This is a genomic window from Brevundimonas sp. (genome assembly GCF_035998205.1).
Lineage (GTDB): Bacteria > Pseudomonadota > Alphaproteobacteria > Caulobacterales > Caulobacteraceae > Brevundimonas.
On record NZ_DASYHT010000004.1, the window covers coordinates 740,520 to 760,849 of the forward strand.

15 protein-coding genes are annotated in these 20,330 nt (G+C 71.8%); 5 read left to right on the plus strand and 10 right to left on the minus strand.

Annotated features, from left to right (window positions below):
* Positions 1–5 precede the first annotated feature (5 nt).
* Together VGN74_RS06525 and dusB are read right to left on the minus strand one after the other, a co-directional pair.
* On the minus strand, positions 6–2,255 hold the full coding sequence (locus VGN74_RS06525; RefSeq protein ID WP_327446548.1) for a PAS domain-containing sensor histidine kinase: 2,250 nt from the start codon (positions 2,253–2,255) through the stop codon (positions 6–8).
* A gap of 9 nt (positions 2,256–2,264) precedes the next feature.
* On the minus strand, positions 2,265–3,320 hold the full coding sequence (gene dusB, locus VGN74_RS06530) for a tRNA dihydrouridine synthase DusB (RefSeq protein ID WP_327446549.1): 1,056 nt from the start codon (positions 3,318–3,320) through the stop codon (positions 2,265–2,267).
* Positions 3,321–3,376: 56 nt separating this feature from the next.
* On the opposite strand from dusB, the gene VGN74_RS06535 reads away from it, so the two are divergent.
* Positions 3,377–4,531 (plus strand): bifunctional 2-C-methyl-D-erythritol 4-phosphate cytidylyltransferase/2-C-methyl-D-erythritol 2,4-cyclodiphosphate synthase, encoded by a 1,155-nt coding sequence (locus VGN74_RS06535; RefSeq protein ID WP_327446550.1) that lies wholly within the window; start codon positions 3,377–3,379, stop codon positions 4,529–4,531.
* A gap of 6 nt (positions 4,532–4,537) precedes the next feature.
* Here the strand turns inward: VGN74_RS06535 and VGN74_RS06540 are convergent, their stop codons facing one another.
* A complete protein-coding gene (locus VGN74_RS06540) occupies positions 4,538–6,787 on the minus strand; it encodes a fused MFS/spermidine synthase (protein WP_327446551.1) in 2,250 nt (749 codons plus the stop codon).
* Between the two features lie 96 nt (positions 6,788–6,883).
* Here VGN74_RS06540 and VGN74_RS06545 point away from each other — a divergent pair, with 96 nt between their 5' ends.
* Together VGN74_RS06545 and VGN74_RS06550 are read left to right on the plus strand one after the other, a co-directional pair.
* A complete protein-coding gene (locus tag VGN74_RS06545) occupies positions 6,884–7,375 on the plus strand; it encodes a CinA family protein (protein ID WP_327446552.1) in 492 nt (163 codons plus the stop codon).
* A complete protein-coding gene (locus VGN74_RS06550) occupies positions 7,372–7,608 on the plus strand; it encodes a sulfurtransferase TusA family protein (RefSeq protein WP_327446553.1) in 237 nt (78 codons plus the stop codon). The genes VGN74_RS06545 and VGN74_RS06550 overlap by 4 nt, the downstream gene beginning before the upstream one ends.
* Here VGN74_RS06550 and VGN74_RS06555 read toward each other — a convergent pair.
* The gene (locus tag VGN74_RS06555; RefSeq protein WP_327446554.1) at positions 7,568–8,512 is read right to left on the minus strand and encodes a YihY/virulence factor BrkB family protein; all 945 of its coding nucleotides are present in this window, start codon (positions 8,510–8,512) and stop codon (positions 7,568–7,570) included. The genes VGN74_RS06550 and VGN74_RS06555 overlap by 41 nt on opposite strands.
* Before the next feature lie 141 nt (positions 8,513–8,653).
* Here VGN74_RS06555 and VGN74_RS06560 point away from each other — a divergent pair, with 141 nt between their 5' ends.
* On the plus strand, positions 8,654–9,958 hold the full coding sequence (locus VGN74_RS06560) for a diguanylate cyclase domain-containing protein (protein ID WP_327446555.1): 1,305 nt from the start codon (positions 8,654–8,656) through the stop codon (positions 9,956–9,958).
* Here VGN74_RS06560 and mfd read toward each other — a convergent pair whose 3' ends face one another.
* Together mfd and VGN74_RS06570 are read right to left on the minus strand one after the other, a co-directional pair.
* Entirely contained in the window at positions 9,959–13,396 is a 3,438-nt protein-coding gene (gene mfd / locus VGN74_RS06565; protein WP_327446556.1) for a transcription-repair coupling factor, read from the minus strand.
* A gap of 20 nt (positions 13,397–13,416) precedes the next feature.
* Complete coding sequence (locus VGN74_RS06570) at positions 13,417–13,704, minus strand: succinate dehydrogenase assembly factor 2 (RefSeq protein ID WP_327446557.1); 288 nt, start codon at positions 13,702–13,704, stop codon at positions 13,417–13,419.
* Positions 13,705–13,796: 92 nt separating this feature from the next.
* Between VGN74_RS06570 and recG the strand changes: the two genes are divergently transcribed.
* Positions 13,797–15,887: an ATP-dependent DNA helicase RecG gene (gene recG / locus VGN74_RS06575; protein ID WP_327446558.1), complete on the plus strand. Its 2,091-nt coding sequence runs from the start codon at positions 13,797–13,799 to the stop codon at positions 15,885–15,887.
* Here the strand turns inward: recG and VGN74_RS06580 are convergent.
* From VGN74_RS06580 to kdsA, 4 genes are read right to left on the minus strand one after another with little or no spacing between them, the layout of a single operon-like run.
* Positions 15,884–16,978, minus strand: a complete 1,095-nt coding sequence (locus VGN74_RS06580; protein ID WP_327446559.1) for a DUF3089 domain-containing protein — start codon at positions 16,976–16,978, stop codon at positions 15,884–15,886. The two genes, recG and VGN74_RS06580, sit on opposite strands and share 4 nt — an antisense overlap.
* Positions 16,975–17,976 (minus strand): ADP-glyceromanno-heptose 6-epimerase, encoded by a 1,002-nt coding sequence (rfaD, locus tag VGN74_RS06585; protein WP_327446560.1) that lies wholly within the window; start codon positions 17,974–17,976, stop codon positions 16,975–16,977. Before rfaD ends, VGN74_RS06580 begins: the two co-directional genes overlap by 4 nt.
* The gene (rfaE2, locus tag VGN74_RS06590; protein ID WP_327446561.1) at positions 17,973–19,427 is read right to left on the minus strand and encodes a D-glycero-beta-D-manno-heptose 1-phosphate adenylyltransferase; all 1,455 of its coding nucleotides are present in this window, start codon (positions 19,425–19,427) and stop codon (positions 17,973–17,975) included. The genes rfaD and rfaE2 overlap by 4 nt, the downstream gene beginning before the upstream one ends.
* Before the next feature lie 5 nt (positions 19,428–19,432).
* A complete protein-coding gene (gene kdsA, locus VGN74_RS06595; RefSeq protein ID WP_327446562.1) occupies positions 19,433–20,311 on the minus strand; it encodes a 3-deoxy-8-phosphooctulonate synthase in 879 nt (292 codons plus the stop codon).
* Positions 20,312–20,330: the final 19 nt, after the last annotated feature.

A 20,330-nucleotide genomic window follows, 5' to 3' on the forward strand; every position in this document is an offset into this window, starting at 1 on the left:
CCTCTCTAGTTCGCCGTCGCCGCGGGCGTCTCGGGACGGGACGCACGCCTCTCGGGACGCAAGGGAAAGACCAGACACACCCGCGCGCCCGAAAGCTCGACCGCGTCGGCCAGACGCAACGCGCCGCCGTGGTCCTCGCAGATGCGTCGAACGATCGCGAGACCGAGGCCGGTGCCCTTCTCGCGGGTCGTCACATAGGGTTCGATGAGCCGGTCCCGGTCCTTGTCCGGCAGACCGATCCCGTCGTCCTCGACCACGAAGACGGCCGCGCCGTCCTCGATCTCCAGCCCCACCGCCATGGCCCCGGCGGCGGAGGGATCAGCGGCCCGCCGTGCAAGGATCGCCTCGCCGGCGTTCTTCAGCACATTGGTCAGGGCCTGACCGACCATGCTGCGGTCGCAGATCAGGCTGGCCGCCGGCAGGGGTTCGGCCAGACGCACCTCGATGCCGGGCGCCGCCACCCTCTGGGCGAAGGCCGCCTCGCGCAGCAGCTCGGCCGGGTTGGCGGCGGCGAAGCGCGGTGCCGGCATGCGGGCGAAGGCCGAGAACTCGTCGACCATGCGGCCGATGTCCCCGACCTGTCGGATGATGGTTTCGGTGCAGCGGTCGAACACCTCGACATCCTCGGCCACGCGCGCGCGGTACTTGCGGCGCAGGCGTTCGGCCGACAGCTGGATCGGCGTCAGGGGGTTCTTGATCTCGTGGGCGATGCGTCTGGCGACGTCCCGCCACGCCGCATTGCGCTGGGCCGTGACCAGCCGTGTGATGTCGTCGAAGGTCATGACCGCCTCGCCGCCGAGGCCGCCCTGCACCCGCACCCGAAGGCGCCGGGTCTCGCCCTCCCGGGTCACGTCGACGTCTTCCTCGATCTGCGGCTCGCCTCGACCGATCAGGGCGTCCAGCTCGGGGGCCACGTCCGCCAGCGGCCGTCCGGTCAAGGCCTCGCCCGGCAGGGCCAGCAGCTCGCGCGCGCTGTCGTTGAGCGCCGAGACGCGCCCCTCGCGGTCCAGACCGATAACGCCGGCCGAGACCCCCGACAGCACCGTCTCGGTGAACAGGCTGCGCGCCTGGGCCTCGTCGCTGGCCCGGCGCAAAGCTTGCTGCTGAACTTCAAGATCGTCCGCCATCCTGTTGAAGGCGTTCGACAGAAGCGTGATCTCCGCCACCGCAGGCTGGGTTCCGACCCGGGCGCGCAGATCGCCGGCGGCGAGGGCGTTGGCGGCGGTCACGAGATCGGCCACCGGTCGGGAAATGGCGTTGGCGGCGGACATGCCGAGCCAGACCGCGCCGATCAGCACCAGCAGCGCTGTCTGGCCATAGCTGAGGACAAAGGCGGCCTGGATGCGGTCACGGCTTTCCTCCGCCTGGCGATAGGCCTGGATCGCCTGGTCGCTCTCGCGCAGCCGCGACACCAGCCCCTGCTCAAGCGGGCGCACGACATAGAGGAAGGCGTCGGGATACCCTGGCAGCAGGGTGACGGCGCGAATGGCGTCGGGGGACTCGGTCACTTCCAGAGAGACCTCCTCTCCCCCGGCGGCGCGGGTGAAGGCTTCCGGCGGTGGCGCGACATAGGGCGGCGCGCCCGCCACCTCGCCCTGGGCCAGCACCTCGCCCTGGCCGTTCAGGACATAGACGGCCGGATAGCCGAAGAAGGCGCCGATCTGGGTCAGGGCCGTGCTGAACTGCAGACGGCGGTCGAACAGGTCGCGCACCGCGCCCAGCTCGGTCGTCATGGTGGCGAGGTCGACTTCCAGCTCGGCGGAGACATCGCCGACATAGGCGCGCCCGATGTCGGCCCCGTTCTCCACCGCCGCGACGACCGTCTCACTGAACCAGCCCTCGACACCGCGATTGACCAGCACCCCGAACACCAGCGCGATCAGCACCGCCGGCACCACGGCCACGGCGGAGAACAGGGTGACGAAGCGCAGGTGCAGACGAGCTCCGGCGTCGCTGGCCCGCTCGCGGGCGAGGTCGAGCACCCGCACCCCGACGATCGCGCCCAGCAGCGCGAGTGGCGCGAGATTGAGCAGCAGAAGGAGGAGCACGACGCGACTGGCGGTAGCCCGGGCGCCCGACTCCGCCGCCACCGAGGGCGCCGCCGCCAGCAGCCAGACCGCGGCGGCGACCAGGCCAAGGGCCAAGACAAACAGAGCGAGGAAAACGTAGCGGGCCCGCTCGTCCCGCGCATAACGCCAAAGGCGCCGCCACGCGGGCGGCGTCCCGGGCGCAGCATCGGCCTCGCTGGAGCGCATGGCGCGAGCTTAGGCCGCCCTGTGACCTGAAATCAACAGGTCGTCACCCGAATGCATCAGTGGCGCTTCGACATTCCAGGCGGCGGCCAGTCCGGCCATCACCGCGGCCGGATCGTCGAGCCGGCACAGCGCGGCCTTCAGGACGCGGCGTTCGGCGGCCTCCGCCGGCCAGGGCGCGGCCTCGACGTACCAGCCGAGGTGCTTGCGAAACATCTTCAGACCGGGCCCCGCGCCGTAGAAGGCCAGGCTGTCGGCCAAGTGACGGGCGACGAGGGCAAGGCGCGCCGGAGCGTCCGGCTCCTCCAGCGGCGTGTCGCCGGCCAGCGCCGCCTCCAGCGTCGCCGGCAGCCATGGCCGACCATACACGCCCCGTCCCAGCATCAGGGCGTCGGCTCCGGATTGTTCTAGGGCCGTCCGGGCATCCTCGACCGAGCGGATGTCGCCATTCACGATCACCGGAATGCCCACCGCCGCCTTGACCCGTCCGACGGCCGTCCAGTCGGCGACGCCGGTGTAGAACTGGCTGCGGGTGCGACCGTGGACCGTGACGGCGCGTACGCCGAGACGTTCCGCCGCCTGCGCCAGCTCCGGCGCATTGATGGACGCCTCGTCCCAGCCGAGGCGCATCTTCACCGTCACCGGCCGCGTGACCGCCTCGACCACGGCGGCCATGATGGCCCGGGCGCGATCGGGCGTGCGCATCAGGGCCGAGCCGGAGGCGATGCCGGTGACCTCCTTGGCCGGGCAGCCGAAGTTCAGGTCGATGATGTCGGCCCCGGCCTGCTCGGCCATCCGCGCTCCCTCGGCCATCGCCGCCGGATCGGCCCCCACCAGCTGGATGACCGTCAGGGGCAGCCCGTCGCCCACAGCCGCGCGCCGGACCACATCCGGCCGACCGCGCGCCAGCTCCTTCGACGCGACCATTTCGGTGGCGACGTAGGGCGCGCCGAGCGAGGCGGCGAGCCGACGGAACGGCAGGTCGGTGACCCCGGTCATCGGCGCAGCCAGCACCCGTCCGGGCACACGCACGTCGCCGATCCAGAAGTCGCGGGCGGTCGAGGTCATGCGGCTCTGTAGCGCGGCTCTCGCCAGCCGCCAAAGCCCGGCCTAGAAGGCGGTCCATGGAATTTGCGGGTGTTGTGGTGGCGGCGGGCTCGGGCTCGCGCGCCGGGGCGGGCGCCGCCAAACAGTGGCGCACCCTTGGCGGACGGCCCGTTCTGCGCTGGTCGGTCGAAGCCCTTCTCGAGGCCGGCGCCGCCGAGGTGGTGGTGGTCATCCCCGCAGGCGCGGACGCCGAGGCGGCCCGGGCGCTGGACGGCCTCGTCGGCTGGCGCACCGTCGCCGGCGGCGCGACCCGGACCGCCTCGGTCCAGGCCGGCCTGGCGGCCTTACAGCTGGACGAGACGGCCGCCGTCCTGATCCACGACGCCGCCCGGCCGCTGCTGACCCGCGAGGTGGTCGACCGGCTGCTGACCGCGCTCGGGACGTCGGAGGCCGCCCTCCCCGTGCTGCCGGTGGCCGATTCGCTGAAGCGCGACGCGGGCGGGATGTCCGGCGGGGCCATTGAGCGCGAAGGCCTCGTCCGCGCCCAGACGCCCCAGGCCTTCCGCCTCGGGGCTCTGCGCGGCGCCTACGCCGCCTGGCCCGATGACGCCGCCGCTACGGACGATGTCGCCGTGTTCGAGGCCGCCGGCGGTCGTGTCGTGCTCGTTCCGGGCGACCCCGCCCTCATGAAACTGACCTATCCGGAGGATTTCGCCATGGCCGAGGCCCTGATGACCTGGGAGACCCGCATGGGGCTCGGGCTGGACGCCCATCGCTGGGGCCCCGGAGACACGGTCTGGCTGTGCGGCGTGCCGATCAGCCACGACCAGACCCTGATGGGGCATTCCGACGCCGACGCCGGGCTGCACGCCCTGACCGACGCCATCCTCGGGGCCATCGGCGACGGCGACATCGGCGACCACTTCCCGCCCACCGATCCGCAGTGGAAGGGCGCGCGATCCGACCAGTTCCTCGTCCACGCCGTGGAGCGCGTCCGCGCCCGCGGCGGTCGCCTGGTCAACGTCGATGTGACGCTCGTGTGCGAACAGCCCCGCATCAAGCCGCACCGGGCCGCCATGAAGGCACGTCTGGCCGAGCTGCTGGGGCTCCCGCTCGACGCCGTCAGCGTCAAGGCGACGACGACCGAAGGCATGGGCTTCGCCGGCCGTCAGGAGGGCCTCGCCGCCCAGGCCATCGCCGCCGTGGCCCTGCCGGTGCGCGCCGCCGGCTGAGACGCGTCAGCGGACGAGGCTACGCCACAGCGCCCCGACCAGATTGACGTAGTCGTCCGTCCAGGGCCGCACCTCGGTCTCGGCCAGCTGCCGCCAGCGGCCGTCCTCGCGGAACGGGGTGATGCCGGCTTCGGTGGGCGACAGGATCAGGGCCTCGGTCGAGGCTTCTGACAGCCCGCCGCCCGACTGCTCGAAGTAGATCTGGTGCAGGGCCGGCACCCCCAGCCTCTGCGCCGCGGCCTGGGCCGGCAGGGTGATCTCGAGGTTGCGGTTGGAGAGGTGCAGCACCACGGCGCCGTCGTCGCTGACGACGCGCAGGTACTCGGCGATGGCCTCGACCGTCAGCAGGTGCGTCGGCACCGCGTCGGAGCTGAAGGCGTCGACCACCAGCACGTCGTAGCTGTCATCCGGCACATCGCGCAGGGACAGCCGCGCGTCGCCCAGCACGGTCGTGACCGGCCCCTCGGCGCAATGGCTGATGAAGCTGAACCAGCGCGGATCCCGGGACAGACGATCGACCATCGGGTCGATCTCGTAGAAGGTCAGCCGGTCGCGCGGACCGACATAGGCCGCCAGCGCCCCCGCCCCCTGCCCGATCACCGCGATGCGCGTGTCCGGAGCCCGGGCCTGGGTCTGCTGCACCGCCTGACCGAGCGGCGTCTGCGGCGTGTAGTACAGCGTTGGCCGGCAGCGCTGCGACGGCGCCAGGGACTGGGCCCCGTGCAGGGTGGTGCCGTGCATAAGCACATGCGCCTCACCGCCCAGCCCGGCGTCCGGGGTTCGGGCCACGCGCATCACGCCGAAAAAGCTGCGCTCGCTGTACGCCCAGTCATAGCCGCGCGAGATGTGCTGCGACGACCAGCTCATCAGCCCCAGCACAAGCACGAACAGCAGCGCCCGGTCGCGCAGCAGGAAGGCGCCGATGGCGGCGCTGCCGAGGATCAGGGCCGACAGCCGCATCAGAGGCTCCCCCCGCATCTGCGGCAGAAACTCGGCGTTGTAGCGCATCATCTCGAGCAGCAGCGGCGGGGTCAGGGCGATGGGGATGGCCACGAACAGGGCGATGCGCTCGACCCGGTCCAGCGGTCCGCGGCCCCAGTGGCGGGCCAGCCCGACCAGCACCAGCACCAGTGGATACTCCCAGACGGCGTCAAACAGCACCGGGGCGACGAGCGCGGTGAAGGCGCCGCCCAGCACTCCGCCCAGCGAGATCCACAGATAGAACTCGGTCAGCCGGTCAGGCGGCGGTCGCCGGCCGGCCAGCCGCTGGTGACACAGCAGCGCCGTCAGGGTGAAGGCGGTCAGGTTGGTGACCACCAGCAGCAACCACTCGCCGGTGCGGAAGGCGATGAAGATGACCGCCACCGCCACGGCGGCCGCCTGCAGCACGAGGGTGACATGGAACGGCGGCCATGGCCGGTCGCGGAAGGCCAGCACGAAGGTCAGCAGATAGAGGGCCAGCGGCGCCACCCACAGGAAGGGCGCCGAGGCCACGTCCGTCGACATGTGCGCCGTGACGCCCAGCATCAGGCTGGACGGCGCCGCCGCCAGCAGCACCAGCATGGCCCGCTCGCGCCAGGTCAGGGGCGGACTGGACGGCGGCCGGCTGTCCGTCTCCGCCGCCGCCGACCGCCCGGGTCTCAGCCGCCAGCCCAGCCACAGGATCACTGCAACAAACCCGCCATAGCCGACCGTCCAGCCCAGTCGCTGGGCGTCCAGCGCGGCCAGCGGCTCGACCAGCAGGGGATAGGCCAGCAGCGCGAGAAAGCTGCCAAGATTGCTGGCGGCGTAGAGGGCGTAGGGATTCCGTCCCGGCTGCGCCCGGGCGAACCACGCCTGGATCAGCGGGGCGGTCGCCGACAGGATGGTGAAGGGCGCTCCGAGCGACAGGGCGAGCGTCGCCAGCAGCCAGCCGATCGGCCGGCTGGGGTCCGGATCCCCGGTCAGCCCGGTGATCGCCAGCGGCAGGCTGAACGCGGCCAGGACCAGCAAGACCAGATGCACCGCCACCTGCGCCTCGACCCGCCGGATGCGCTGCAGCAGATGGGCGTACAGATAGCCGGCCAGCAGAGCCGCCTGGAAGAACACCATGGCGGTGTTCCAGACCGCCGGCGACCCGCCGAGCGTCGGCAGCACCAGTCGCGTGGCGATCGGCTGCAGCAGAAAGACGAGGCCGGCCGAAACGAACACCGCCGCCACGAACGGCGCGACGGTGATTCCGGGGAGGTCCTTTTCGGCCGTCGCCGCTGGCGTCATGATCGGTCTCCGGCGAAGCAGCGCGGGTCAGTCTGGCCCGCCCCCCCAGGGTCGTCCGCTGTAGCCCGTTTCGCCCCGACCTGAGGAGCCCCCGCCATGTTTCCCGAGCAGATCAACAGCCTCGCGCAGGCGGTTGTCGAGGGGGCCCGACGTCGCGGCTGGACCGTCACCGCCGCCGAGAGCTGCACCGGGGGCCTTGTGGCGGCCGCCCTGACCGAGGTTCCGGGCGCTTCGGAGGTGCTGGAACGCAGCCTTGTGACCTACAGCAATGCCGCCAAGACCGCGCTGCTCGGCGTGCCCGGACCGCTGCTCCGCGCCCACGGGGCCGTCTCGGCCGCCACCGCCGAGGCCATGGCCGCAGGGGCGCGCACGGCGGCGGCGGCCGACCTGGCCGTGGCGGTCACCGGGATCGCCGGCCCCGGCGGCGGCTCTGCCGAAAAGCCGGTCGGGCTGGTCTGGTTCGCCATCGCCGACCGGGAGGGCGTGATCACCCACGAGGCCCGGTTCGACAACGCCGGTCGCAGCGCCGTGCGGCTGGCGGCGACGACCCGGGCGCTGGAACTGCTCGCCATGAGGCTGAAGGCGTGAGCCGGACCGTCGACGCCCGCGGCCATCGTTGCCCCGTACCCTCGCTGAGGCTGCGGCGCGCCCTGGCCGAGGCCGGGCCGGGCGAGACCGTGACCTTGCTGGCCACGGACCCCATGGCGCGCATCGATGTGCCGTGGCTGCTGGAAGAAACCGGCGACCGGCTGCTCGACATCCGGGAGGCGGACGGGGTGCTTACGATCCGCGTCGAGACGCGCGCCGCGCCTGCAGGCTGACAACGTCCGCCGCCGGGGCCGGACCGGCGTCCGCCTCCGACTCCGGTTCCGCGTCCCGGCGACGCGACCGCCAGATGGTCTCCATCTCGGTGGCGAAGGCCCCGCCATAGAAGACCGCATTGATGTTCCACGAGAGCCAGATCAGCAGCACCACCACGGCGCCGACCGAGCCGTAGGTGGCCCCGAAGGTCGGCATCTGCTCGACATAGATGGCGCACAGCCACGACGAGATGGCGGACAGGACCGTCGCCACGGCGCCGCCGGTGATGGCCGGCACCCAGGCGACCTTGACCTTGTGGCTCATGGCGTAGCGATAGAGGGCGGTCAGCCCGATCCACAGACCGAGCGTCGACACCACCCCGCTCAGTCCCGAGCCCGCGCCCACATCATCGACGTGCGCCGCCAGCCGCGCCGTCACGACTGCGCCGGACACCACGGTGAAGAGGGCGAAGGCGAACAGGGCGACGAAGAAGGCCAGCAGGTTGAACCTGAGAAAGCCGTGCGGCTCCTGTTCGTCATGAATGAGGTTCAGGCCCGCCAGCAACGCCTTGAACCCCCTGTGGGCGGCGTAGGCGCCGATCACCAGGGCGATGGCGCTCTGGGTCGAGATGGCGCGCGCCGAGGCCGTGGTCAGTCGGGCCACCTCGCTCTCGAACACCGCCCGCGCCGCATGGGGAATCGCGCCCGCCAGGGCAGCGACCTGCTCGGAGGCCTGACCGGTCGACAGGACCACCTTGTAGAAGCCGATCAGGATGGCGATCGCCGGAAACACGGCCAGCAGGGCGAAGAAGGCCACCCCGCCGGTGTAGAGCATCACGTCCCGCCCCCAGCTCCGCGCAAAGGCCCGCCCCGAAAGGCGCAGCCAGAAGGCGATGGAGGTCAGGTCGGGGGAGGATGCGGTCAATCTCTGTCTCCGGGCGGCCCGTCCAGTGCGACAATCTACTCCCTTGAGCGGACGAGGGAAGTCTTCGCGTTGCGTCGCCCCCGGCGGCCTCGCTATGGTCGCCCTGCGCGCGAACAGGGCGCCACCCGGGGGGATTCGAGGTTGATTGGCGAACCGCGCCTGCTGCTGCTCGGTCAGGATGACGCGCGCATCGGCCCGCTTGCGCGGGGGCTGGATGCGCTTGGCTGGCGCACGCTCACCGGCCGCACCGTCGACGCCGCCGCCATGGCCCTGACCGATCTGCCGCTCGAGGGCGCGGTCATCGACACCCGGGGGTTTGATACCTCCGCCGTGGAATCGCTGAAGCGCGCCGCCAGCCCGCGCAGCCTGCCGGTCATCACCCTTGGCCACGGCGACCCGATCGGCGGCGACCTGCACATGACCGGCGCCCCGCACCCGGTGCAGATCGGCCTGCGCCTCGAGCAGCTCATGCGGGCGGCTGTGGCCGAGGAAGAGTTCACCCTGCGGCGGGCGACCTTCTCGAATCGCGGCCAGTCTCTCGAGATCCCCCCCGACGACAGCCCGATCCGCATCCTCGCGGCGGGCGCGCCGGACCGTCGCTTCCTCGGCCTGTCGAACGCCCTGCGCGACTCAGGGGCCGAGGTCGTGGCGGCCCCGACGCCCTACACGGCCTTCGATTACCTGCACGAGGCGGCCTTCGACGCGGTGATCCTGTGGGGTGGCGAAGACCACGCCCCGGCCCTGTCCATCGCCTCGGGGATGAAGCGGAACACCCGCCTGTTCCACATTCCGGTCATGCTCTACCTGCGCCAGAGCGGCGAGATCGACCTGCCGGAGATCTTCCAGCGCGGCATCGCCGACGTCGCCAGCGCCGAGACGCCGGAGGCGGAGACGGCCCGCCGGGGCCTCGCCCTCGCCGGGTCTTTCCGGCGTCAGCAAGCCATTCGCCGCGCCCTCGACTCCGTCCGCACCTCCGACCTCACGGACCCGGCGACGGGGCTGTTCACCCGCGACATGTTCGCCGTCCACCTGTCGCGCATCGTCGAGGCGGCCAGTCGCCGGCGGCGTCCGGTCTCCGTTTGCGTGCTGCGGGTCGCCGGTTCTGACGAGGTCACGCGCGCCCGACTCGGCGGCTGGCTGGACCGGGCCCTGCCGCAGATCGGCTCCATGACCTCGCGTCTGGTGCGCTCGGAGGATACCGCCGGGCGGCTGGCCCAGGAGGTGTTCGCCCTCGCCCTGCCCGCCACCCGGGCGGAGGAAGCCCGCATTGCAGCCGAGCGGATCGCCGCCGTGATCGGCTGCACCGCCTTCGACGCCGGCCCCGACCAACCGCCGTTCGTGCTCAACTTCGACCTCGGGGTCGCCGAACTGCTGCCGGGCGAACCGGCCGCCGGCCTGCTGGAACGGGCCAGCGCCGAACTGAAGCGGCTCGGCGGCGGCGACTGATCAGCCGGCGGTCGCCACCCGGGCGAGGTCCGCGGTAATGCGCTCCGCCACCTTCAGGCGCTCGTCCGCGTCCGGCCAGTCGCCCTTGACCACGATCTTCTGGTCCGGCCGGATCTTCCAGCTGGCGTGGTTCTTCTGGATCAGACCGACCAGGCCGACCGGGTTGGGGAAGCGGTTATCCCGCAGTGACAGCACGGCGCCCTTCGGCCCGACGTCGATCTTCTCGATACAGGCCACGCGGCAGTTGGCCTTGATGCCGACGATGCGCAGCAGCTGCCGCGCCTCGTCGGGCAGCGGCCCGAAGCGGTCGATCAGCTCGGCCGCCAGCGCCTCGCGCGTGTCGGTGTTCTCGGCGTCAGACAGGCGACGATAGAGGCTCAGACGGACATTGAGGTCCGGGACATAAGTCTCTGGAATCAGGACCGCGGCCCCGACATTGATGCTCGGTGACCAGCCGCGGTCGACCAGCTCGCCAAGGCCCTTCTCCTTCAGCTCGGCGACCGCATCCTCCAGCATCTGCTGGTAAAGCTCGACGCCCACCTCGCGGATGTGACCCGACTGCTCCTCGCCCAGCAGATTGCCGCCGCCACGCTGGTCGAGGTCGTGGCTGGCCAGCTGGAAGCCGGCGCCGAGGTTGTCGAGCGACTGCAGCACCTGCAGCCGGCGCTCGGCCGACAGGGTCATCGGCTTCTCGGGCGGGGTGGTCAGATAGGCGAAGGCGCGGGTCTTGGAGCGCCCGACGCGTCCGCGGATCTGGTACAGCTGGGCGAGGCCGAACATGTCGGCCCGGTGCACCACCAGGGTGTTGGCGGTCGGGATATCGAGGCCCGACTCGACGATGGTGGTCGAGACCAGCACATCGTACTTGCCGTCGTAGAAGGCGCTCATCACCTCCTCGAGCTGGGTCGCCGACATCTGGCCGTGGCCGACCACGAAGCTGACCTCGGGGACCTGCTCCCGCAGGAAGTGCTCGATGTCCGGCAGGTCCTTCAGCCGCGGCGCGACATAGTAGGCCTGGCCGCCGCGGTACTTCTCGCGCAGCAGGGCCTCGCGTACGGTCACCGGGTCCCACGGCAGGACATAGGTGCGCACGGCCAGCCGATCGACCGGCGGGGTGGCGATGATCGACATCTCGCGGATGCCGGTCAGGGCCATCTGCAGGGTCCGGGGGATCGGCGTCGCCGTCAGCGTCAGCAGATGCACGTCGGCGCGCAGGGTCTTGAGCTTCTCCTTGTGCTTGACCCCGAAGTGCTGCTCCTCATCGACGATGACGAGGCCGAGGTTGCGGAAGCCGACCTGCTCGCTCAGCACCGCATGGGTGCCGACCACGATCTCGATCGAGCCGTCCTTCAGCCCGGCGCGGGTCTCCGAGGCGTCCTTCGCCCCGACCATCCGCGACAGCTGGCGCACCTTGACCGGCCAGCCGGCGAAGCGCTCCGAGAAGGTCTTGTAGTGCTGGCGCGCCAGCAGGGTCGTCGGGGCCACCACGGCCACCTGCTGGCCCGACAGGGCGACGACGAAGGCCGCGCGCAGCGCCACCTCGGTCTTGCCGAAGCCGACGTCGCCGCAGATCAGCCGGTCCATCGGCTGGCCCTTGCCGAGGTCCTCCAGGACATCACCGATGGCGTTGAGCTGGTCCTCGGTCTCCTCGTAGGGGAAGCGGGCGCAGAACTCGGCGAAAAGGCCCGGCGGCGGGGTCACCGCCTCGCTCTCACGCAGGGCGCGCTGGGCCGCCAGGGCGATCAGCCCCTCGGCCATGGCGCGCAGCCGCTCGCGCGCCCTGGCCTTGCGCGCCTGCCAGCCCGCGCCGCCCAGCCGGTCCAGCTGGACGCCGTCCGACTCCGCGCCATAGCGGGTCAGGAGATCAATGTTTTCAACGGGCAGGAAGAGCTTGCTCTCACCCGCATAGAGGATTTCCAGGCAGTCGTGCGGGGCCTCCTGGATGTCCAGGGTGCGCAGGCCCTCGTAGCGCCCGATCCCGTGATCGAGGTGCACCACCAGATCCCCGGTAGTCAGCGCCGAGGCTTCCGCGAGGAAGTTCGACGCCCGCCGCTTCTTGCGCGGCCGCGCCAGCCGGTCGCCGAGGATGTCGGTTTCCGAGATCACCGCGAAGCCGTCGGCGACGAAGCCATGCTCCACCGGCAGGACCGCCCGCAGATACAGGTGCGACGGCGCCGCGAGGACATCCTGCCAGTCGCGCACCGCCACGACCGGCTCCAGCCCGTGGTCCGACAGCATGGCCGCCAGACGCTCGGACGAGCCCTCGCTCCACGAGGCGAACACGACGTTGCGTCCCTCGGCCTGCAGGGCTTCGGCGTGGCGGGCCACGGCCTCGAACAGGTTGACGCTGTCCTGGGCCCGTTCAGCGGCGAAGCTGCGCCCCGGCCGTCCGGCGGTCTGTCCGGCCACCTCTTCGACGGCGAAGGGCGAGAAGCGCCGCACCGGCCGTCCGGCCAGCGCGCCGTGCCAGGCCGCCGCGTCGAGGTACAGCAGGTCCGGCGCGAGCGCCCGGTAGGCCTGCCCCCCCTTGGCCTTCGCCGCCTCCGCGCGGGTCTCCCATGCGTCGGCGATCAGGTCCCAGCGCTCGGCGCGCGCGTTCTCGACCTGATGGTCAAGGAAAACCGGGGCCGTGTCCGGCAGATAATCGAACAGGGTGTCCAGCCGCTCGTAGAACAGCGGCAGGAAGTGCTCGAAGCCCTGACGCCGGGCCCCGTCGGAAATCGCGGCATAGAGCGGATCATCCCCCGGCGCGCCGAAGCGCTGCAGATAACCGGTGCGGAACCGGCTGATCGCCGCCGCATCGAGCAGGGCCTCGGACACCGGGGTCAGCTCGACCGAGGTCAGCTGCCGGGTGGAGCGCTGGGTCTCGGGGTCGAAGGCCCGGATTGATTCCAGCTCGGCCCCGAACAGGTCGAGACGCACCGGCTCCTCGAAGCCCGGAGGGAAGACGTCGATGACGCCGCCGCGCACGGCGTATTCGCCGCGGTCCGACACCGTCGAGGCGCGCACATAGCCGTTGCGCGCGAAATAGGCCTCGAGCGCCGTCGTATCGAGCTCATGCCCGACCCGGGCCGAGAAGCCGGCGCCGCTGGTGATGTCGCGGGCGGGCGTGCGCTGCGTCGCCGCCGCCACGGTCGTGACGACGAGGAGCGGTACGTCGTCGGTCTGCCGGGCCAGGCGCGCCAGGGTCGCCATGCGCCGGGCCGAAACCCCCACGGTCGGACTCAGACGGTCGTAGGGCAGACAGTCCCACGAGGGATACTCAAGAACTTCAATGTCCTTGGCGAAGAAGCCGAACGTCTGGACGAAGGCATTCGCGTGCGCCTGATCGCGCGCGATGAACAGGGCGGGCCCGCCGCAGGCCGTCAGCGCCTCGGCCACAGCGAGGGCGTCGAGACCCTCCGGGCGGCCAGCCAGCTCGAGCTCGCGTCGTTCCATCACCGGTCCGCCGCCGTCCATCAGCCGGCGCCGTCGGCCACGGCAGCCGCCACATGGGTGCGGACATAGGCCTGCAACCGGGCCATCAGCGGGGTGTCATGCTCGGCCGGCGGCGCGTCGCGGCCGATGATCCAGCCGTAGCTGTACTGATCGTCGACATCGAGCAGGGCCTCGAAGGCGGCGAGCTCGGCCTCCTCCAGCTCCGGGCCGACCGCGTCGGCGAACGGGCCCATGGCCATGTCGGCCTCGCGGAAGCCGCGTCGCCAGGCGCGGAAGCGGATGCGGTCCAGCCGCGTCTTGGGGGTCATGGGCTCTGCGGTCACGTGGCGATCAGGCCTCTGCAACGGGGGCGTTCCCATAGCGTTCCCTGTAGCCGTACGCCAGCTATGCTGGGCGCGACATGCGGCCCGAGATTCTGTTTCCCCTGTTTGCGCCGGTCGACCGCCTGAAGGGGGTCGGCCCCAAGGTCGCGCCCCTGCTGCACAAGCTGGCGGGACCGCTGGTGCGCGACCTGCTGGCGCTGGCCCCCACCGGGCTGATTACCCGGCGGCGCACGACCTCGGCGGAGGCCATCGAGGGCGAAACGGCCATCTTCGAGGTGGTGATCGACCGACTGATCCGGCCGGGCCGCCCCGGGGTGCCGATCAAGGTGCGCGCCTCGGACGACAGCGGCTTCGTCCACCTCGTCTGGTTCCACGGCTCGCCGACCCACATCGAGCGGCTGGCCCCGCCCGGCGAGCGCCGCCTCGTCAGCGGCAAGGTCGAGCGTTTCGGCGGCGAGGTTCAGATCCCTCACCCCGACCACATCGTGCCGCTGGACCGGGCCGAGGAATTGCCGACGGTGGAGCCGGTCTATCCCCAGACCCAGGGGCTCACCAGCCGCCAGATCCGTCGCCTTGTCGAGGCGGCGCTGGCGCTGGCTCCTGAGCTGCCGGAGTGGCAGGACCCCGCCTGGCGGGCGAAGCAGGGCTGGCCCGGCTGGCGCGCGGCGCTGCAGGCCCTGCACGCCCCGACCGGACTGGCGGACCTTGCGCCCGAGGCCCCCGCCCGGGCGCGTCTGGCTTTCGACGAGGCGCTGGCGCACCAGCTGGCGCTCGCCCGCCGCCGCCGCGCCCGGCAGGTGGTCGCCGCGCCGCGCATTGTCCCGGGCGCGGTCTCGGACGCCCTGCTGGCCGCCCTGCCCTTCACCCTGACCGGCGCCCAGTCCGGGGCTCTCACCGAGATTCGCGCCGACCTGGCTTCGGGCGAGCAGATGGGGCGGCTGCTGCAGGGCGATGTCGGCTCGGGCAAGACCGCGGTCGCCGCCCTCGCCCTCGCCGACGCCGTCTCCAGCGGCTTCCAGGCGGCCCTCATGGCCCCGACCGAGATCCTCGCCCGTCAGCACGCCCTCAAGCTGATCCCGCAGTTCGCCGCCGCCGGGGTCGAGGCCGTCCTGCTGACCGGGCGCGACAGCGCCGCCGAGCGCCGCGAGACCCTCGCCGCCCTCGCCGACGGCCGCGCCGCCGTGGCCATCGGCACCCATGCCCTGTTCCAGGACGCCGTGACCTTTCGCAACCTCGCGCTGGCCGTGATCGACGAGCAGCACCGCTTCGGCGTCGGCGAGCGGCAGAGGCTGCAGGCCAAGGGCGATGCGGCCACGGGCGGCGTGCACCTGCTGACCATGTCCGCCACGCCCATCCCGCGCACGCTGGAGCTGACGCAGTACGGCGATCTCGACGTGTCGCGGCTGCACGAGAAGCCGCCGGGGCGCACGCCGGTGACCACGGCCGTCCTGCCGCAGGCGCGGATCGGCGACGTCGTACAGCGGCTCGGAGCCGCCCTCGACCGCGGGGCCCAGGCGTATTGGATCTGCCCCCTGGTGGCCGAGAGCGAGGCCATCGACCTCGCCGCCGCCGAAGCCCGGGCCCAGGACCTGTCGCGGGCGCTGCGGCGGCCCGTCGGGCTCGCTCACGGTCGTATGGCCGGGGCGGAGCGGGCCGCCGTGATGGACGCCTTCGCCCGCGGCGAGCTGCCCTTGCTGGTGGCCACCACGGTGGTCGAGGTCGGTGTCGACGTCCCGAACGCCAGCATCATGGTGATCGAGCACGCCGACCGCTTCGGCCTCGCCCAGCTGCACCAGCTGCGCGGCCGGGTCGGACGCGGCGCGGCGGCCAGCGCCTGCACCCTGCTCTACGGCGGCGAGGACGCCGGCCTTGGCGAGACGGCGCGCGAGCGGCTGGAGATCCTGCGCCGCACCGAGGACGGGTTCGAGATCGCCGAGGCCGACTTCCGGCTGCGCGGCGGCGGCGACCCGCTGGGCCTGCGCCAGAGCGGCTTCCCGGCCTACCGCTTCGTCGATCCGGTACGTCACCGCGCCCTGATGCAGGCCGCCTTCGACGACGCCCGTCTGATCCTCGCCCGCGATCCGGAGCTGACCAGCCCGCGCGGCGCCGCGATCCGGGTGCTCGAGCATCTGTTCGACTGGCGGCCGGACCGGCCGGGCGCCGACTAGCGGCCCTGCGCCGCGCGCCAGGCCGTCAGCCTGACCTCCACGTCATGCTCAAGATCGGCATAGAACAGATTGTAGGGATTGACTTTCCGGCGATCGGCCCAACCTCCCGCCGGGCGGAAACTGTCCGACTCCGGACGCGTGTGCCGCAGCAGACCGTCCCGACACTGGGCGGCCACCTGCCGGTCGAGGAAGGCCGGGCGCACGCCCCACTCCAGCTGGCTGGCGTTGGCGGCCCCGCGGTGCTGCCGCGCCTCCACCAGCGCGTCGGTGCGACCGCCGGCGAGGGGATTGACGCACAGGAGCGGACGCTCGCCGATCTCCACCAGCCGCCCCCGGGCATCCCAGGCCAGGGCCCGTTTGCGCAGCCGGTCCAGCCGGCCGCTCTCGTCCTCGGGCACGGCGACATAGGCCACGAGGCAGCCGGTCTGCTCCGGCCGCTCGCACGGCGGGACGCCGGCGCGATCCTCGGGGACCGTCGTCTGGATCAGATAGGCGGCCACCACCCGCCGGCGCAGGGCCGGATCGGGGGCGATGCGCTCGCTCAGCAGCCGGTCGGCCAGCTCGCCGCCCTGCTCGACCCCGGCGATGACGATCGGACCCTCGGGCCGGGCCGCCAGCCAGGTCTCGAAGGCCCTCTCGATATCCCCATAGGCGAAGGCGCGCGCCTCGCGTGCGTCCTGCCGGATGGTCAGCCGCGTGTAGAGGCTGGCCTCGCGGTAGCGCGGCGCGCTGACCGGACCGGCGCGGCCGAACGGCGCCGCATAGTTGGGCAGGATGACCCGCTGCAGGAAGCGCTCCGCTACCGGGTCGCCAGGCGGGGCGTTCCACTCCCGACCCCCGTCATAGGCGGTGGCGTGGACGAAGAAGACGCCGGCGTCGCCGCCGGAACCGAGGCTCGCCTCGCGCAGCGCCCACGCCGTCGGGGCGCTGTAGTCCGGCGCTGGCGGCGGGTCATAGGCCGGATAGGGGATCTCCGGATCGAGCAGCGCCTGCAGGATGTCGCTGCGCCAGACGAGGGCCGCGACCGCCACCACAGCCACCGAGGCCATGGCCACGACCAGCGCCGCGCGGCGAAGCGACCAGCGCCTCACCGGTAGGGATCCGGCCGGCTGAGGAAGTCCTGCACGTAGCGGCGCACGCCTTCCTCCAGCGGGGTCGACTGGCCGTCGTAGCCGGCCGCCCGGACCCGGCTCATGTCTGCCTCGGTGAAGTACTGATACTTCTCCCGCAGCACCTCCGGCATGTCGATGTACTCGATCCGGGGCTCGCGCCCGGCGGCGGCGAAGGTGGCGGTCGCCAGGTCGGCGAAGCTGCGGGCGCGGCCGGAGCCGGCGTTGAACACGCCGCTGATCTCCCGCGACCCCAGCAGCCAGGCGATGATGTCGACCACATCGTCGACGTAAACGAAGTCGCGCAGCTGGCCCCCGTCGACATAGCCTTCGCGGTGCGAGCGGAACAGCTGGACCGGCTCGCCCGCGGCGACCTTCGGCCAGATCTGGGCCACGACCGACTTCATGCCGCCCTTGTGGCCCTCGTTGGGGCCATAGACGTTGAAGAATTTCAGGCCCGCCCACTGGCGCGGCGCCTGCCCCCGCCCCGCCTCGCGCACCGCGTAACGGTCGAACAGGGCCTTGGACCAGCCATAGGCGTTGAGCGGCCGCAGGGCGTTCAGCGCCTCGGGTGCATCGTCGTCGACAAAGCCCTGCGCGCCATCGCCATAGGTGGCCGCCGAGGAGGCGTAGATCAGCCGCGAGCGCCGCTCGGTCGCCCAGGTCCACAGGTCCCGGCTGAGCGAGAAGTTGGTCCGCGCGATCAGGTCGGCGTCCTCCTCGGTGGTCGAGGAGATGGCCCCCATGTGCACGATGGCCGACACCCGGTCGGCGACGCCCTCCAGCTGGTCGAACAGCTCCTCGGGCGCCCACAGGTCGGCGATGTCGTGCTTGGCCAGATTGCGCCACTTGCCCGACGAGGCCGTCTCCAGACGGTCGCAGACGACCACGTCGTAATTGTCCTCGGCGGTCAGCCGGGCGACGATGTTCGAGCCGATGAAGCCGGCCCCGCCGGTGACGACGATGACGCGGCGGCTCATCGGGCGGCGATCCTTTCGAGGGTGCGGGTCGTCGAAAAGCCGTCGGTGAAGCTGGCCAGCCGCACTTCGCCGCCCCAGCTCTCGACCAGATCGGCCCCGACCACCGTCTCGCGGGTGTAGTCGGCGCCCTTGACCAGCACATCGGGACGCAGCCGCTCGATCAGCCGGATCGGGGTCGGATCGTCGAAGGCGGTGACCCGGTCGACGCTGGCCAGCCCGCCGATGACGACGGCCCGGCTCTCCAGATCATTGACCGGTCGGCCTTCGCCCTTGAGCGCCCGCACCGAGGCGTCCGAGTTCAGCGCCACCACCAGCCGGTCGCACCACGACCGGGCCTGGGCCAGATAGGCGACATGGCCGCGGTGCAGCACGTCGAAACAGCCGTTGGTGAAGCCCACCTTCAGGCCCTGACGCCGCCAGGCCTCGACTTCGACCGCGAGGTCGTCCAGCGCCATGACCTTGGCCAGGGCCGCGCCGGCATGCTGGCTGACCTCGGCCTCGATCAGCTCGGCCGGGGTGACGACGGCGGTGCCGCTCTTCCCCACCACCACGCCCGAGGCGAGGATGGCCAGCTGAACCGCCTGCTCCAGCGAGGCCCCGGCGCCCAGCGCCAGCCCCAGCGCCGCGAGGCTGGTGTCGCCGGCGCCGGACACGTCAAACACCTCGCGCGCCCGCCCCGGAAAGTGCTGCGCCGGCTCGCCGCGTCGCATCAGGCTCATGCCCTTGCCGGCGCGGGTGACGACGATGGCCTTGGCCGTGGTCGCGGCCAGCAGGGCCTCGAGCGCGGCCTCGATCTCGGCATCCGTCCCGACCGGCAGGCCGGTGGCCCCGGCCAGCTCGGACGCATTGGGCTTGATCAGATCGACCGCGCCGTAGCGGGCGAAGTCGCGCCCCTTGGGGTCGACGATCACCGGAACACTCGCGTTCTGCGCCTGCCAGACCGCCGAGCGGATCAGCCGGTCCGACACCACACCCTTGGCGTAGTCAGACAGGAGAATGGCAGAAATGCCTGAAAAGACGTCATCTCTCTCGAAGGCGCCGGCCAGAAGCTCCTCCTCGTCCAGCCGCATGAGCTGCTGGCCGCCGGAGACGTAGCGGGTCTTGACGATGGTGCCGGCGGTGGCGCTGCGGGCGATGAAGTCCTCGATCCGGGCCTCGTCGGCGACCAGCGCCGCCAATTCCGCCCCGGCCGCATCCTCGCCGACGACCCCGCCCAGCCGCGCCGTGCCGCCCAGGGCGGCGACGTTGCGCGCCACATTGCCGACCCCGCCCGGCATGGCCACCGTCCGCCGCGCCCGCAGCACCGGGATCGGCGCCTCGGGCGAGATGCGGCTGACGTCGCCATAGACGTAGCGGTCGAGCATGAGATCGCCGACGCAGGCCAGCGTCAGCCCGCGCGCGGACTCCAGCAGCGTCTGGAGCGTCGCGAGGTCGAGTCCCTGAGCCCCCACGACGGTCAGGCCGCCAGGGTCGGGGCCGCCTTGACGCCGGTCTGGCGCGCCAGGTCGTCGAAGGCGATCAGCTCGCCGGCCAGACGCTCGAACTGGTCCATCGGCACCATGTTGGGGCCGTCCGACGGGGCGCGGTCCGGATCCGGGTGGGTCTCCATGAACACGGCGTCCACGCCGACGGCCACGGCCGCCCGGGCCAGCACGGGCACGAACTCGCGCTGACCGCCCGAGGAGGTGCCCTGCCCGCCCGGCTGCTGCACGCTGTGGGTGGCGTCGAACACCACCGGACAGCCGATCTCGCGCAGCACCGGAAGGGCGCGCATGTCGGAAATCAGGGTGTTGTAGCCGAAACTTGCGCCGCGCTCGCAGGCCAGCACGTTCGGATTGCCGGCCCCGGTGATCTTGGCGACGACGTTCTTCATGTCCCAGGGGGCGAGGAACTGACCCTTCTTGACGTTGATCGCCTTGCCGGTCTTCGCCGCGGCGACCAGCAGGTCGGTCTGGCGGCACAGGAAGGCCGGAATCTGCAGCACGTCGACAGCCTGCGCGGCGATGCCGCACTGTTCCTCGGAGTGGACGTCGGTCAGGACGGGCATCCCCGTGACCTCACGGATCTCGGCGAACACCGGCAGGGCGCCTTCGAGCCCGATGCCGCGCGCCGCATTGGCCGAGGTGCGGTTCGCCTTGTCGAAGCTGGTCTTGTAGATGATGCCCACGCCCAGTCGGTCGCCGATCTCCTTCAGCGCGTGCGCGGTTTCCAGCGCGTGCTGGCGGCTCTCCATCTGGCAGGGGCCGGCGATGAAGACGATGCGGCCGCCGCCGCCGATGTGGACGGGGCGCGCGGTGTTGAGGCTGACGACGGCGTTGGGAGTCACGTTGGACAAGGTCTTCTCGATGATGGGG

Excerpts from the sequence above, each read along its gene's own strand:
- mfd (WP_327446556.1), bottom strand. The coding sequence starts at position 13,396 with ATGGAACGACGCGAGCTCGAGCTGGCTGGCCGCCCGGAGGGTCTCGAC.
- VGN74_RS06570 (WP_327446557.1), bottom strand. The coding sequence starts at position 13,704 with ATGACCCCCAAGACGCGGCTGGACCGCATCCGCTTCCGCGCCTGGCGA.
- VGN74_RS06545 (WP_327446552.1), top strand. The coding sequence starts at position 6,884 with ATGTTTCCCGAGCAGATCAACAGCCTCGCGCAGGCGGTTGTCGAGGGG.
- VGN74_RS06525 (WP_327446548.1), bottom strand. The coding sequence starts at position 2,255 with ATGCGCTCCAGCGAGGCCGATGCTGCGCCCGGGACGCCGCCCGCGTGG.
- rfaD (WP_327446560.1), bottom strand. The coding sequence starts at position 17,976 with ATGAGCCGCCGCGTCATCGTCGTCACCGGCGGGGCCGGCTTCATCGGC.
- recG (WP_327446558.1), top strand. The coding sequence starts at position 13,797 with ATGCGGCCCGAGATTCTGTTTCCCCTGTTTGCGCCGGTCGACCGCCTG.
- dusB (WP_327446549.1), bottom strand. The coding sequence starts at position 3,320 with ATGACCTCGACCGCCCGCGACTTCTGGATCGGCGACGTGCGTGTGCCC.
- VGN74_RS06540 (WP_327446551.1), bottom strand. The coding sequence starts at position 6,787 with ATGACGCCAGCGGCGACGGCCGAAAAGGACCTCCCCGGAATCACCGTC.
- VGN74_RS06535 (WP_327446550.1), top strand. The coding sequence starts at position 3,377 with ATGGAATTTGCGGGTGTTGTGGTGGCGGCGGGCTCGGGCTCGCGCGCC.